This is a genomic window from Hydrotalea sp. GW822-HT8A01, from assembly GCF_058798575.1.
Window position 1 is genome coordinate 1,938,787 of sequence record NZ_CM179506.1, and the last position, 15,728, is coordinate 1,954,514.

A 15,728-nucleotide genomic window follows, 5' to 3' on the forward strand; every position below is an offset into this window, starting at 1 on the left:
ATTAAAGTAGCTTATTTTAGTATAATTTGAAATACTGTTATAGTATTTTTAAAAGGTCTTTTTGGAGCAATAGGTATGCTTTGATAGAAGAAGCAATAGAAAGTATGGTAGATATTTGTGTTAAAATATACCAATAGACCAGAAGATGAAAATTTCCTTATGTATAAATTATTTTAATTAAAATTCTTTTTAGGTAATAGAAAAGCACCAACGGACTTGCAGATCCGCTGGTGCTTTTTTTATTGCCCCTTTTGAATTTACAACACCCCACGGGGTAAATGAACCCCTTTGATACGGACAATTGCCTCCGAATTATTCTGTACAGGCTTTTGCTCTTTCTCCGGTTGCTGCGCATCTGTATCGCCTTCGGGCTTGATGGACAATTGTATTTTCCTTTCAGCGGCGGCGAGTTCTGTTTTAAGGCTGCTCAAAGCCTGTTCTTTCTTCCATGTGCCGTTTACCACTTCCTGAAGAACAGGGAGGTCTTTTTGCAGTTTAGCAATTTTCTTTTGTTCCTGCTCTAAGATACCGGGTATCTTTTCCAGCGCATTTAGAAAATTGAGCGATGCCGTTTTTGCATCGGTCGCCATTTTACCGTTGTTGAACGTGTATTTGATATTGCCCTCACCCTGAACAAAGAAACGGTTATCCTTAATATCAACACCGTCCTTTTGAGAAACTTCCGTTTTTACTAAGAGCGTAAAGCCATATAGCGTACCAATTTCCTCATATTGCCCTGCGGTACGGGCTTTTTCGGAAAGCTGGTTGAGCTTTGCCCCAATCTGTTTTACATCGGCATTGGCTGATAGCCCGACAAGCTGCACAGGGTTGAGTACATCGCCTTCTTTGTTTTTCTGTATGCGCTGTTGTAGGTTTCCGAGGTCGAGGCTCATACGGTCGAAACGGGATTGTGTACTTTCCAGCGTGGCAACAGTATCTTCCAGCTTGTATTTGGAAGTGAGTTTGGAACGGTTGTGCGCCTGCCGTTCGCTTTCCAGCCCAGCTATCTGCTTTTCCAGTTTCGCTTTTTCCAAAAGGTCTGTGTTTCCCGAAAGTATTGCCACATATTCGGAGAAGTTCATACCTGTTTTTTCGTCCATGCCACCCTCATCAATGGTACGTTTACCGAGGCTGTTACTCTTTAGTTGCTCTATAAACACTTGCTTATTGTACAGGGTATTGAACTTGTAGCTATCCAGCGATTTTTGAACGGCGTAGATGAAAATATCCACCTTGTTATCGGCAAAGAATTTGGCAATATCATTGCCTTTACGGATAGCCCTGCCGTCCCGTTGGGCAAGGTCACTTGGTCGCCACGGTATATCCAAATGGTGAACGGCAACCGCCCGTTTCTGTGCATTCACGCCCGTACCCAGCATTTCGGTAGAACCGAACAACACCCGTATTTTTCCCTCGTTTACATCCCTGATAAGTTCCTTGCGCTGCTTCTCATTCTTAGCTTCCTGAATAAACCGTATTTCATGCGCAGGGATGCCGTGGTCTTCTATCAGCTTGCGCTTGATTTCCGAATAAACGTTCCATTCTGCGGGCTTATAAGTGCCGAGGTCGGAGAAAACGAACTGCGTTCCTTTTTGCCCACTGTATTTGTTGTAGTATTTGGCAATATTAGCCGCACAGTGCGAGGCTTTGTTGTCGGGGTGGTCTTCATACTTCCGGCTAATCATCCGCATATCCAGCGACATCTTACGGGCGTAATCTGTCGCAATCAGCATCTTTGCTTTTTCTTCGCTTTCACTTAGCGGAGGTCTGCCCAAAAGTTCCGCATTGCCCGTCTTGGCAAACTCCATCAACTTTTGAATAAAAACCTCCTGCTCCGGCGTGGGCGGGATATGGTATAATATCTCGTTCTTTTCCGGGCGGTCTATACCAATATCCTTTGCGGTACGGTAGTCCGTAATTTCCGAATAGAACTGTGCCAGTTCCGGCACTTTGATAAAGAAGCGGAAACGCTCTTTTGATACGATATTGTTCGCTACCGAAAATTCGTAGTCGGTGGTCTTACGGGCGTAAATAGCTGCCCACGCATCAAAACAGTTGATGCCCTGTTTTTCCATTGCTTGCGGGCGCAGATATTTAAAGAGCAAATACAGTTCTGTGAGCGAGTTGCTAATAGTCGTACCCGAAAGAAACGTTGCGCCCAGGTCTTTGCCTGTGCTCTCCTGAATGGTGCGGATAGCAAACAGCAAGTTCAATGCCTTTTGGCTTCCCGCCATATTGCCTAATCCCGCCACACGCTCATGCCTTGTATTGAACATGAGGTTTTTAAAACGGTGGCTTTCGTCCACTAAAATGTGGTCAATGCCCATCATTTTAAAGTCCACAACATCATCCTTACGGTTTTCAATATCATGCTCCAGTGTTTTTAACCTAACCTCCAAGTTCTGTTTGCGGACAATAACCCCTTTGAGCATTCCCCTTGAAACTTCCTTGCCCTGCGCTTCCAAAGCAGCAAGATTATCCTCTACGTTTTCCAGTTCAACCTCCAAAATCTGCTTTTGCATTTCGGGCGATTGCGGTATCATCCCAAACTGGTCGTGGGTTAGAATGATACAATCCCAATCATTATTTTTAATATCGCCGAAAATGCGCAAGCGTTTCTGCGGGGTAAAATCTTCCTTGCCGGGATATAATATTTTGGCGTGTGGGTAGGCTTTTCGGTAGGTTTCCGCTATCTCATGCACATTGGCTTTAAGCCCGATAATTATCGGCTTATGCGCCAACCCCAAACGTTTCATTTCCTGCGCCGCCGTACACATAATAAGCGTTTTACCTGCACCCACTTCGTGGTCGCAGATAGCACCACCGTTCATCTTTATCATCCAAACGGCATCCTTTTGGCTTGCGTACAGGTCTTCGATACCCAACGCCTTGCGGTCAAGCCCCGGAAATTCCTGATGGCTGCCGTCATACTGCGGACGTACAAAACAGTTAAAAGTATCGTTGTATTTGTCGGTCAGCCGTTGCTTAAACTCATCGTTCTGTGCAAAGAGCCAGTCCGTAAATTCCTTGCGTATCTCGTCAATTTTGCTGTTCGCCATTTGTATAGCTTCCATATCCCGCACCTTGACTTCCTTATCATCAATGATTACCTTTTTGGTAATGTCAGGCGTGGTGTTGACAAGGGCGTGCTTCAGCAGGGTAACACCGTCAAACGTCCGGCTTTCAGACTTGATAGCGTACTTTTCAGTGATATGGATATTCTTGCGGTCGCAACTGATAGAAAAGTCATCGGAACTTTCGGAATAATGAATGCGTATATCCGTATCAAAAAGGTGTGAAGCAAAACGGTTGTAGATGCCTGTTGGTATCCAGCGTTCACCGAGGTTAAAATCAAGTTCCTCAAACTCTATCCTGCGGGGCTTGGCTTCTTCAAGGGCTTTAAGGCTTACAGCAGCTTCCTTGTCTTCCGGTTGCCCGGCAAGGTATGCCTGCACTTCTCCCGCTTTTTCAATCACGTTGCCCGAAACCCATTTTTCGGCTATCTCATATTCCTTTTGTACAGGATTGTAAAAGATGCGGCCATGTAGCGCATCTTTTAAATCTTCGCCGGACATTCCGCTTATCTCCGACATATAGCCCAAATCCACCGTGCCGTACTTATTGAGCGATGCCGCCAACGCTTCATCGGGGTTGTCTGTTTCAAGCGTTGCCGTTGAAAAACTTACGGGCTGGCGGAATATATCTGCCTTATGTATCACACCGCCTACCACACGCTCTAAAAACGGTATTTCTTTACCTGCGCTGTCGGTCTTGATTAGTTTGATATTATCGGCACTATTCAGGTTGCCGTACCTTTTTTCAAAATCATCATACAGGCGGTTCAGCGTTTCCCGTTCCTGCTTATACTCGGTATGGTGTTGCGCTTCTTGATTGTAAAGCTGTTGATAGGTATCACGTAGTCCTATATAGGCTTCGGCTCGTGCTTTCTGATTGGCTGGCAATGATAGCGGGTGAAAGACCGCCGTACCGTTTGGTATATCCACTTCCCTCAAATACCCAACAAAACCTTTATCTATCACAAGGCAATCATCCCTGTGGTATGATTGCAGTTTGCCAGAGTACGGCGCAGGTTCAGGGAGTACATTGTCATTTGCAGGAACGGCAGGTTTGTCTTTGGGTATTTGTTCAATTTCACCCCGGCCGTTGATACCAACGGACGAAAACAAATCACCCATTACGGGCGCTTGCCTGTTTGTACGTGGTACGGATGGAGGCTTCGGCGTTTCTTCTTTGGGATTGCGCAAGGGTATATAATCAAATAACCCCGGCTGCTGCGGACGATTACCAGCCTTTTTCTTGGTAACGGTCGGTTTGCGTCTAACCCTTTTCGGTGGAGCAAGAACGGCAGCTTGTGGCGCACTGTTAAAGAGGTCGAACAAACTCAACTGCACTTCTTCCTGATTTGACGGCAGATCTGCTACCGCAGTCATGCCGTCCTGTGCCTTGCTCATTGCAGGTTGAGCCGCCGCAGGCGTTGTAAATAGTGAGGTTTGCGTTATTTCATCCCTTACGATGCCGGCAGCCGGCTGCGTGGGCGTAGGGTCAGGCATTACGGTAATATCCGGCTGTATTGTAGGCTCATCGGGCGGTAGCCCTTTGTAAAGATTTATATTCAGATACTCTTTAAAATCTCCATCCAGTATTTTCTTTGCTTCCTTTGCAATTTCGGTTACACCACCGTCATGCACATATACGGTATAGGGTTTGCCATACAGGTCGGTAGATTGTATGATTTGATTGAAAACAACCGTTCCATTGTAAAGCATATAGGCATTTACATGGTCGTCATGCTTCGTGAGCAGCGTATCGCAAAAGTCTTTTTCCCTTTCGGTTAGACCTTGTTTGCCCGTGTTCTTTTGTAGCACAATAAGGTCGCTTCCTACTTCCGTTCCGGCATAGTCCATAAACAGGTTGTTCGGTAGCCGTACTACCGAAACCAGGTTATGCGCTGCCATCAATGCCTCCCGTATGGGCTTATTGCCTGGGCTATCCAAAACACCCTGCGAAGTGATAAAAGCGAGAACGCCACCATCCCGTAGCGTGTCCGTTCCCTTTAGGAAAAAGTAATTGTGTATGCCCTTTGCTGCCTGCGCCCTTGCAGGGTCATTGCCCCGTGAATACGAAAGGTCAAATACCGCACTTGTGCCAAATGGAATATTGCTGGCAACTACATCATAGCTGTTCAACTCCTTTTCGGGTATCTCTTCAAAACCGCTTATGCGGATATTCCTGTCGGGATATAGCTGCTTAAGGATTTTGCCTGTAAGCAGGTCTTTTTCATAAGCCGTAACCTGCGGCACATTTTTATCTGTAAAAGACCGAATAAAGCCGCCGACCCCTGCCGATGGCTCTAAAAACTTTTGAATGGCTATGCCATTTTCTTTGAATACATCGGATAATGTATTGATGATTTCGGGCGGAGTATAAAATGCAGTAAGTACCGAACTACGCATACTGTCCACAAAGTGTTTGTACTGTCTTTCGTCTGCTGCATTTTCTTTCAGTATCCTGTGTAGTTCCTGCGTTTCTTCAAAATACGTCCGCTCATAATCTTTCCACTGCTTTATATCTGTCGGATGCTCTGCGGGATTTAAGATGAATTTTAGCCCCCCGAAACCACTGTACTGTAAAAGCTGCTGCCGTTCGGCTTCGGTAGCTTGGCGTTTTTCTTTTTCTAACCTGAACATGACCCGTAACGCCTCGATATTTTGCTTCAGGTGTTCACGTTGATTAAATGCCATAGTCTTCGATATGAATTGCTATGGTTCCCGTAATTTCCGTATAGAGCAAGTCGTGGTCGGTGGTATAGGCGAAGTCATCCGTCAGCAGATATTTGGCAAATACGGGTTCGCAGACTGGCAGCATCTTTAGAGCAAAGGGGTGCAATTCCTCGTCCAGCATAATGCTGTTAAACTCATTGCACACCACTTGAAAAACAGTGTCGAACTTGGAATAGTGAAGCCCCTCAAAGAGTATATTATCTGCGATTTGGTCGCATTCGTCAATGGGGTTGCCCGAACGAAATGCCCCCTCATAAGCATTTGCCGCCCACTTGGAACGCTGTTCGATAAACTTTTGGTCGTCCGCTTTTTCGGGGAAGCTGGTATTTAATAATTCCTGTAACCTTAACGTAAAATAAGAGAGGTCTTTTTGTTGTGTACTCATATTGATTTTGTTTAAAATTTGCAATGAGTAGCTAAAGTATTATGGCAATAAACCGCCACACCCAAAGCGGTAGTAGTTGGCTTTGGGTGGCAGTTTTTGACCGGATGACGGTCAATAATATAAGTGTGAGAATTGCTCTAAATGGCGTTCAGAAAACTAAGCATTTTGCTTGTTTCTGCGCTCATCTTGGAAAAGGCAAACCATTTTTTACCCAAATCTTTTAATGATGCTCCGATGTGATACAACTCTGTACTATCAACAATAAGAAAACGGTCGTGAGCATGGGCAAATGTATGAATTGATATAGCTGGGTATTGGCTGTTGTAGAGTTGCACATCGAGTTGTAACTGACTACTGATACTTTTGGTGTAGATAGTGGCTGATACGGTCAGCCCACGTTTTCCCAGCAGTGTAAGCACTGTATCGTCCACATAATTGTCAATAAGGATAATTGACCTTTGTGCGCTCCGTATAATATCCGAAACAAAAGTATAGGCATCAAATATTTGCCCGTCATAAAATACGCCCTTTTCGCTGTGTAGCTTCCCGCTTTCCAGTGCTTTAAATATTTCCTCAAACCTGCCGTCTGCCTCAATCTGTTTCAGTTCAATTTTATCCATGCGGGAAAACAGCCCGGCATTATCCAGTAATAGTTTTCGCATTTCAACAAAGGCGTTCATTATCTCAATGCTTACTTTTACGGCTGTATCGCTCCGTAATACTGCCGACAACATGGCTACGCCTTGTTCGGTAAACACGTAGGGCAAATAACGCCGTCCGCCAGCCACGTCCAGTGTTTGAGGTTCCAATTTGGAACCTCAAAGTTTCGCTTTCCTCATCGCTCAACTGAAAACAAAATGTTTCGGGAAAACGCTCAATATTCCTTTTCACGGCTTTGTTCAGTATTTTGGTTTCCACCTGATACAGTTGAGCCAGGTCTTTGTCAAACATGACCTGTTTGCCCCGAACCGCATAGATAAGGCTTTCTATATCCTTTTGGCTTATGATTATATTGTTGTTCATTTCTTTTTGCTTGTGGTATTATCAAATTCAAAAGAACTTTCGCCGTTATCTTTCAGTATGATGAAGGCATCGAATTTTTTGCCCGCTTTGCTTTTCATCCCTTTGATAAGACTGGTCTTTCGTTTGTTCACAAGATTTTCGATTTCGGTAATGCTCAATTGAACCCCGCACACATTACGGAATTGAAGCCAGTTGCAAGCCTCATCGGGGCATTTGACAACCTTATCCCGAATGAGCAGCTTACGGGCTTTGCATTTGGGGCAGGTCAGTTCAGGGTGATTATGGCTTGCAATGCTCATGCTCAACAATTCCTGTGTTACGGATGAAGCATAGGCTTGCATTGATTGATGAAAGCCCATTGCATCGGCTTCGTTATTCTCAATCTTTTGCAAAGCCAATTCCCATTCGGCAGTCATGGCAACATCGGCAATCCTTTTATCCTTTACGGCTTCGTAAACCTGCAATCCCTTTTCTGTGGGGACGAGGGATTTTTTATCACGCCTGATATAATCCCTTTTAAAAAGGGTTTCTATAATGGCAGCTCTTGTGGCTGGTGTACCAATGCCGATACCTTGCAGGGCTTTACGCTCATCTTCGTTCGCTATTTCCTTTCCTGCATTTTCCATTGCAGACAGCAAGTCCGCTTCCGTATAGAGTGCGGGCGGCTTGGTCTTTTTCTCCAACACTTCGGCACTTTTGATTTTCAGTTCATCGCCTGTTTTTAGTTCCGGCAATTCCTGTACTGGCTCGCTATCTTCATCACTAAAATTTCTTTTGATGCCACGCCAGCCTGCTTCAATAATTTTACTGCCTTTCACCAGAAAATCATAGTGCAACGCCTGTAATGTAACGTCTGTTATTTCTTTGGTACAGGCTTGCGATAAGGCTTCCACCAAACGCAGGGCAATCATATCATAGATAGCTTCTTCATTCAAAGGCAATGTTGAGGGGATTGTTTCGGTGATGAGTAACCCGTGATGGTCGGTCACTTTTACATCATTCACGATGCGCTTATTGAAACGACCCCATTTCAATTTTCCAACCGCTTCTTTACAGGATGCCCTTGTTTCCAATGACCTTACCAAAGCGGGGATTTCTGCCCAAATATCTTCGGGAATATATTTGCTCCCGGTACGAGGGTAGGTAATCAATTTCTTTTCGTACAGGCTCTGGGCAATGTTCAGTGTTTCTTCGGCAGTTAGAAACAATCTTTTGTTCGCTTCCTTTTGCAGTCCCGTTAAGTCGAAAAGTAAGGGCGGTTGCTCTGTAACGGTTTTTGTTTCTACCGCGGTAACGGTAGCAGTTCCGGCACGCTCTATGGATTTGAGTGTATCGTCTGCCAGTTTCTTATCTTCCCATTTGGTTTTGGAAAGGCTCTTGAAGTCCGTAAACTCTTTGCGGTGTTCTAACTGTATTTGCCAATACTTTTTGACAGTAAAGTTTTTGTTTTCCAAATAACGTTTACAGATAAGCGCAAGCGTGGGTGTTTGCACACGCCCCAGCGAATACACACCATGCCCTGCAATACTCAATGCCTGCGAAGCATTGATACCCACCAACCAATCGGCTTGGCTTCGCCCTTGTCCGGCACGGTACAGCCCGTCAAAATCGCTTCCGGGTTTCAGATTGTCGAAACCCTGCTTAATGGCTTTTTCGGTCAATGAACTTATCCATAAACGCTGAAAGGGCTTGCTGCATTTCAGGTACTCATAAATGTACCTGAAGATGAGTTCGCCCTCACGTCCGGCATCGGTAGCAACGATAATACTATCCGAGCGACCAATAACCTGTTCAATAACTTTCAACTGCTTTACCGCTCCGCTATCGGGAACGTATGTCTTTTCCTTTCTTACTTTCCGTACCGTCAGTAAAAAAGGATTGGGCAATATGGGTAGGGCTTCCCTTTGGAAGCCCGATAACCCATAGTCTTCCGGCATTGCCAGTCCGACCAAATGCCCGAATGCCCACGTAACCTGATAACCATTGCCTGTTATGTAGCCATCCTTTTTATCGGTGGCTCCCAACAGGGCAGCTATTTCACGGGCTACGCTTGGTTTTTCTGCAATAATTGCTTTCATATCTTTTTCTTTTGAGTGATTACCTTCTTACACCTCTGGATTTATTTTCTTTCGGTGGCTGTTGCTGTTCCTGCTGCTGTTTGTTAACAGGAGCGTTCTGTTGGGATTTTAAAGGCTCGTTGATGTTCTTGGTAGCCTCGTTGGTTTTCCCCTCGGAATTGACGGCTACCTGCGTTTTGTGGGTATCTGCGGGAACAATCTTGTCTTTTAGTTTGTCCGGGTTTCTGAAATTGAAATCATACTTGCCCGTTTCGGCATTCAGTGTAACGTAGCCCTTATAAGGCTGTCCTTTTCCATCAATGAAATCAGAAACATAAATTGTCTTGCCCTCCGTGAGCTTTTTGTACTGCTCATCGTTAAATTCCTTGCCTCTGTATAGTCGTGGATTGTCCTGCGATTGTGCCTGCTGCCGGTTTTGGGATAGCTTGTAGTTTTCGCCTCTTTCAAAAAGGTATTCAGGGAAACGCTTGTCGGCATTGTATTGAATATCGCTGCTGAACGTTTTTCCTTTTTGCGAAACCATGCCCTCTATGTAAATGGATTTGCCCTCATATAAAGTTTGCTTTTGTTCAGCACTAAGTTTTACCCCTCCAATGTCGTCAGGTACTTTTATCCAATCCTGTCGCAAGGCGATAACTTCCTTTGTCAGTTTATCAATGCTGATAATGGACGGTATCTTTTCTCCGGTCTTGGGATAGGTCAGTTCTACCACACGCCCCATGTTCCCGGTTTTGAGCAGGTTATCTTTATCCTCTTTGGTAAATTCATGTCCGAAAAAAGGCGTGTGCAGGTTGGATTCGTGACGAACACCGTACATCACAAATACAGGCATCCCGTTTTCTCCGCTTTGAAGTCCCAACCTTGCTTCCGAACGGATGACGGCAGAACCGAAATTGATGCTCACGGGATATACCTTATTGGTCTTATAGCCCTTTAACAGCATTTCCAGCGTATTGTCTTTTTCCAAACGCTCTTTGGTAATACCGATTTGCGCCAGCGTTTTCCAATCAATATCATCTGCTTTAAAACGATGGTCGTTTGTTTGAGGCGTCGCCTGTGTCGCTTCGGGTTTTGCCTGCGGTGTTTGTGTTGTTTCCATATCTTTTTTGTTTTCTTGCTGTGGTTCCTTTGGCTCTTTCACTTCATGCTTTGCCATGATTGCCTCGCCCTCTTTGGTAGGGGCATTCACCTGTTGCTGCATTTTCTGCGCTGTTTCAACGGCATCCTGTGCGGGAACTTTGAAAAATGAAAAACGGGTGGGGTCTTTGAGCTGTCGCCAAAAGTTGGAGAAGAAGTTGGAAAAAAAATCGCCGCTCTTATCAACCCGCATAAATGCGTTTTGATTTTTCTTGTTGGCATCAATGGTTTTCAATTCGCCGTTTTCGTCAACACCAGTAACCGCTTGGATGGTCTTTTTTTCTTTGTCCATCACCAGCAAAACATCCGAAAGCTGTTCAGGGGATTGCTGTGGATTTTGTTGTGTGCTTTGCTGCGGTTCTTGCCCGGCTGTTTCTGTTATTTGCTCACTCATAATATTGATATTTTAAATGTTACCGTCCGAAAATAATTGAAGCGGGTACGGCTACGCCGTACCTGTCTTTCCATGGCACTGTTTGTCACTCGTTGTCCTTTGTGCGTTGGAGGGGAGCATTCACGCTATCCCTTATAAATTGGTGTACGTCAGATAATTTGTAGTACAATTTTCCGCTGATAGTATAGTACGGCAACTTGCCGGATGAGCGGTAACGCTGTAAAGAGCGGTGGCTGATTTTCAGCATTTGCAAGAGGTCTTGGTTATCCAAAAGTTCTTCGCCGTCTATGGTATTGCGTTGCTTCTGTATATCTATGATGTGTTGTTTCAAAATATCGAAACGTTCCATGATACGCTCCATCCACGCAAAAAATTCCATTCTGTCTATGTTCATACTGGCACGTTTTAATTATTTCCCCGACTTTATCGTTCTTCCTTTTTCGATGTAGCTTTTGCCCTTAGCCATGAGTTCCTGCATATATTCCTCGCTGGTCTGTACGGCATGGGCGTTGAGCATATCCTTTATTGCTCCTATGGTATAGTAGTATTGCCCGTACATTTTGGAATAGGCTATTTCACCTTTGGTACGCATACGCCAAAGGGTCTTTTCACTGATGTGGAGGTATTGGCAGACTTCGTGGTTATTGAGCCAAAGACTATCATAACTGGTATTATCCATTTTCAGGATGTACTCGCTAATGGATTTGATGCGCTCGTTCAGCTGCTTCCATGTTTCTTCTTCTATGGTAATTATATTCATTGCACAGTTGTTTAATATTCACTGTACAAAATTGGAGCGTTTGGCTGGGGCTGTCTTCCGATACGTGTCTATCAAAAAGGCACTTTTTTCATTTTTTTTGCAATTGCAGTAAAGTGCTGATGTGTAACGGTTTCTTGCTTTTTACTATGTACGTTGGGCATTTCAAAGGGTGAATTTGTCTATACACACATATAGGAAAACGGGCAAAAAAAAGACAGCACCCATGATGCTGTCCTTATTCCTTAAATTAAAAACAGAAGATTAAGCGGTATCTTCTTTATCCATATATTCCTCTAAACTGTATTTCAGTTGGTCTAAAAATAAAGTACGTGAGCCTGCACGGGTCTTCATACGATGGAAGCTATTATGAATGTCGCTAAGTGAAACACGGAACAGGATTTGAAACACCATACTGATTTTGCGAATGCCCAATTTGCCATGTGAAACAGCATCGGCAGCATGAAGTGCATAAATCAATTCAATGAGGGCATTCTTTGGCTGTGTCCAAAAAATATCCTTTGTATCGCTGTTCTGCAATAGTACATCCGGGCTTTGTTCAGGGCTTAGTTTTGTCGTGAGGTAGTTATAGATTAATTCATTGGCTACGATTTTTGCCACCTTGTAATCAAAGTACGTTGAGAACTGCGGGTCAATTTCAAAAACAAAACTGTTCAATCCATCATTGTAATTGATATTCCCCAGCATATAATAATTTTCGTCCCGGTCAGTCCTGCCAGAGCGATAATACCTGTAAAAATCCGAATTGCATATATGCTCTTTATATTCCTGTTTTAGTTCCCGGAGCTGCAAGGCAAAATAGCATTGATGCAAATTCCCGTTATCTGCGGGGCAAGCTGTTTCAATACGGTAAACCTTGTTATAGTAAATCAGTTTTCCGAGAATGTTCGGCTTAATCAATTTGAAAAAATGGATTTCTTCGGCTTTACTGGCAAAGCCCTCTTTCAATACATCTTCTTTGACGGTACGCAGTAGTTCCTGAAGATAGATTGTCATTCTATAAGCCTCATCAATAAAGCTGGATGCTTCAGCAGATAATTTTCTTTCCTGCTTCTGAATTTCGGCAACGATGGTTTGTAATGGATGTTTCATAGTTACGTTCGTTTTATCAGGCTGTATTTATCCAAATACAAATGTTAGCCTTAACTATGAATTTATTCCATGAGATATGCCGAAGTCAGGTGAAATTTTTTATATTTGCTATTGATTTACAAGGAAATTGAAAGAAAATGAATGCAATAAGCACCATTACTAAATCGTTACCAGCAACGATTTCCCGCCTCGTAAACTACTCATTATAAGCAATCTTTTACTTTTCTAAGTTTTTTCTATAAAAAAAATCAAAAAAATAAAACAATGATCGTCGCACAATCATAGTAGCACTTCTCATTTTTTCCTTATCCCTTAAAATAGCAGCATGTATAACAGGCGCAAAGCAATTCAAACATTATTTACCGGAACGGCAACTGTTGCCGCTGCTCCTTTTTTATTACAAATGAAATCAAATACTGCTTTTGATATTGCTTCCTCATCATTAAAAGGCAATATCAATCATGCCGTGTGCAGGTGGACGTATCAATACTTGCCTTTAGATACTTTGTGTACTACTGCCAAACAAATTGGTATTAAAGGCATTGATTTGGTGGGGCCTGCCGATTGGCCGGTTTTAAAAAAGTATGGCCTTACTTCTTCTATGTGTAATGGCGCAGAACTTAACCTTACCGATGGATGGGCCGATACTAAATTTCATGCAGCTTTAATTTCCCGTTATAAAGAACATATTGCACTGGTTGCTAAAGCTGGATATAAAAATTTAATTTGTTTTAGTGGTAGCAGAAGAGGTATGGATGATGAAACAGGCTGGAACAATTGTGTACAGGGTTTGAAACAAATTATGGGCGATGCAGAGAAAAACAATGTAACCATTGTAATGGAATTGCTGAACAGCAAAATAGATCATAAGGATTATATGTGCGACCACACCAAATGGGGGGTAGAATTGTGTAAAAGAATAGGTTCTCCTAATTTTAAATTGCTGTACGATATCTATCACATGCAGATAGATGAAGGCGATGTGATAAGAACCATTCAGGAGTATCATCCCTACATTGCACACTACCATACCGGCGGTGTTCCGGGCAGGCACGAAATTAATGACACACAGGAATTGTATTATCCGGCTATTATGAAAGCCATTGTTGCCACAGGCTTTAACGATTTTGTGGCACAGGAGTTTATACCTACCGGTAATGATCAAATTGAATCACTAAAAAAAGCCGTTGTTATTTGCGATGTGTAAACGTTTGCATTAAAATATTGGTAAAAAGGAACAACGGTTCACATAGGGCGCAGAAAAAGAATAGCTTTAGCAATAAATGAATTTGGACAAATAATATTGATTTTTCACATTATAATTTATACATTTTATTATGGCTGACAATTATTTTGATGCAATTGTAATCGGATCGGGTATTAGTGGCGGATGGGCTGCTAAAGAATTAACCGAAAAAGGTTTAAAAGTGTTGATGTTGGAACGTGGCAAAAACATTGAGCACATTAAAGATTATGTAAACGCTAATAAAGATCCCTGGGAGTTTCCGCACCGGGGAAGGCCTACTCAGCAAATGATTAAAGATCATCCTGTTTTAAAACGCGATTATGTACTGAATGAATTTAATGTTGACTGGTGGGTAAATGAACAGGAATCACCCTATACAGAAGTGAAGCGTTTTGACTGGTTCAGAGGCTATCATGTAGGCGGTCGTTCCTTATTGTGGGGCCGACAAAGCTATCGCTGGAGCGATTTTGATTATGAAGCCAATGCCAAAGATGGGATTGCGATTGACTGGCCGGTGCGTTATAAAGAAATTGCCCCCTGGTATGATTATGTTGAAAAATTTGCAGGCATTAGTGGCAACAGAGACGGTCTTGCGCAGTTGCCGGATGGGGAATTTATGCCCCCCATGGAAATGACCTGTGTAGAAAAAGATGTTGCTGCCCGCATTAAAGACCATTACAAAGGTGCTCGTAATATGATTATTGGGCGCACGGCCAATATTACCGTGCCACATGAAGGCAGAACCAATTGCCAATACAGAAACAAATGCTGGCTGGGATGCCCATTCGGCGCCTATTTCAGTACACAGTCGGCCACCTTGCCGGCTGCGCAAAAAACAGGCAACCTCACATTAAGACCCTGGAGTATTGTTACAAAAATTCTATACGATAAAGATACCAAAAAAGCCACCGGTGTTGAAGTATTAGATGCAGTGAACAATCAAACCTATGAATATAAATCTAAAATTGTATTTCTGAATGCCTCTACCTTAAACAGCGCCTGGGTACTCATGAATTCTGCAACCGATATTTGGCCCGATGGTTTGGGTAGCAGTAGTGGAGAACTGGGTCATAATTTAATGGATCACCATTTAGGCGTAGGTGCATCGGGTATTGTAGAAGGGTATGAAGATAAATACATCTATGGCCGAAGAGCCAATGGCATTTACATACCTCGTTACAGAAATTTATTTGGTGATAAACGTGATTATTTAAGAGGTTTTGGTTACCAGGGCGGCGGAAGCCGTGAAGGCTGGAGCCGTAATATTCCGGAATTAAGTATTGGTGCTGCTTTTAAAGAGGCATTAACTGAACCCGGTACATGGACAATGGGCATGGGTGGCTTCGGTGAAATTTTACCTTACCATGAAAACAAAGTAACATTAGATAAAAATAAAAAAGATAAATGGGGTTTACCGGTATTGGCTATTGATTGCGAATTGAAAGAGAATGAATTGAAGATGCGTAAAGACATGCTGAATGATGCAGTTGAAATGTTAGAAGCTGCCGGCGTTAAAAATGTACAGGGCTGGGATGGTGATGGCACACCCGGAAGAGGCATCCATGAGATGGGTACCGCCCGTATGGGTAACGATCCTAAAACTTCTGTGTTGAACAAATACAACCAGGTTTGGGATGCGAAAAATGTATTTGTTACCGATGGTTCTTTTATGGTATCTGCAGCTTGTGTAAATCCTTCTTTGTCGTACATGGCATTTACAGCTCGTGCTGCCAATTATGCAGTAGAAGAATTGAAAAAAGGAAATATTTAATAATCTGTTGAAGTTATATTTTT

Annotated in this window: 10 protein-coding genes and 1 pseudogene; 2 read left to right on the plus strand and 9 right to left on the minus strand. The window is 43.3% G+C overall.

The features are described 5' to 3' along the window. Positions 1-257: 257 nt before the first annotated feature. From AC3QLY_RS08450 to AC3QLY_RS08490, 9 genes and pseudogenes are all read right to left on the minus strand, one after another. Positions 258-5,762: a helicase-like domain-containing protein gene (locus AC3QLY_RS08450; protein WP_492989655.1), complete on the minus strand. Its 5,505-nt coding sequence runs from the start codon at positions 5,760-5,762 to the stop codon at positions 258-260. Next, positions 5,752-6,186, minus strand: coding sequence for a DUF1896 domain-containing protein (locus tag AC3QLY_RS08455; RefSeq protein ID WP_492989656.1), 435 nt, complete (start codon positions 6,184-6,186; stop codon positions 5,752-5,754). Before AC3QLY_RS08455 ends, AC3QLY_RS08450 begins: the two co-directional genes overlap by 11 nt. 137 nt (positions 6,187-6,323) lie before the next feature. Then, a complete protein-coding gene (locus AC3QLY_RS08460) occupies positions 6,324-6,995 on the minus strand; it encodes a hypothetical protein (protein ID WP_492991281.1) in 672 nt (223 codons plus the stop codon). Positions 6,996-7,008: 13 nt separating this feature from the next. Then, positions 7,009-7,209: pseudogene (locus tag AC3QLY_RS08465) on the minus strand (ORF6N domain-containing protein); the annotation flags it as partial. After that, on the minus strand, positions 7,206-9,287 hold the full coding sequence (locus AC3QLY_RS08470; RefSeq protein ID WP_492989657.1) for a type IA DNA topoisomerase: 2,082 nt from the start codon (positions 9,285-9,287) through the stop codon (positions 7,206-7,208). The pseudogene AC3QLY_RS08465 and the gene AC3QLY_RS08470, both read right to left, overlap by 4 nt. A 19-nt stretch (positions 9,288-9,306) precedes the next feature. After that, on the minus strand, positions 9,307-10,818 hold the full coding sequence (locus AC3QLY_RS08475) for a DUF3945 domain-containing protein (RefSeq protein ID WP_492989658.1): 1,512 nt from the start codon (positions 10,816-10,818) through the stop codon (positions 9,307-9,309). Between the two features lie 85 nt (positions 10,819-10,903). Then, the gene (locus tag AC3QLY_RS08480; protein ID WP_026769692.1) at positions 10,904-11,212 is read right to left on the minus strand and encodes a helix-turn-helix domain-containing protein; all 309 of its coding nucleotides are present in this window, start codon (positions 11,210-11,212) and stop codon (positions 10,904-10,906) included. A 15-nt stretch (positions 11,213-11,227) separates the two neighbouring features. Beyond that, positions 11,228-11,578: a helix-turn-helix domain-containing protein gene (locus AC3QLY_RS08485; protein ID WP_492989659.1), complete on the minus strand. Its 351-nt coding sequence runs from the start codon at positions 11,576-11,578 to the stop codon at positions 11,228-11,230. A gap of 261 nt (positions 11,579-11,839) precedes the next feature. Then, complete coding sequence (locus AC3QLY_RS08490; RefSeq protein ID WP_492989660.1) at positions 11,840-12,688, minus strand: RteC domain-containing protein; 849 nt, start codon at positions 12,686-12,688, stop codon at positions 11,840-11,842. Between the two features lie 325 nt (positions 12,689-13,013). Between AC3QLY_RS08490 and AC3QLY_RS08495 the strand changes: the two genes are divergently transcribed. Both AC3QLY_RS08495 and AC3QLY_RS08500 read left to right on the plus strand, forming a co-directional pair. After that, on the plus strand, positions 13,014-13,895 hold the full coding sequence (locus AC3QLY_RS08495; RefSeq protein ID WP_492989661.1) for a hydroxypyruvate isomerase family protein: 882 nt from the start codon (positions 13,014-13,016) through the stop codon (positions 13,893-13,895). A 130-nt stretch (positions 13,896-14,025) separates the two neighbouring features. After that, on the plus strand, positions 14,026-15,705 hold the full coding sequence (locus AC3QLY_RS08500; RefSeq protein ID WP_218331524.1) for a GMC oxidoreductase: 1,680 nt from the start codon (positions 14,026-14,028) through the stop codon (positions 15,703-15,705). The last annotated feature ends 23 nt before the right edge of the window (positions 15,706-15,728 follow it).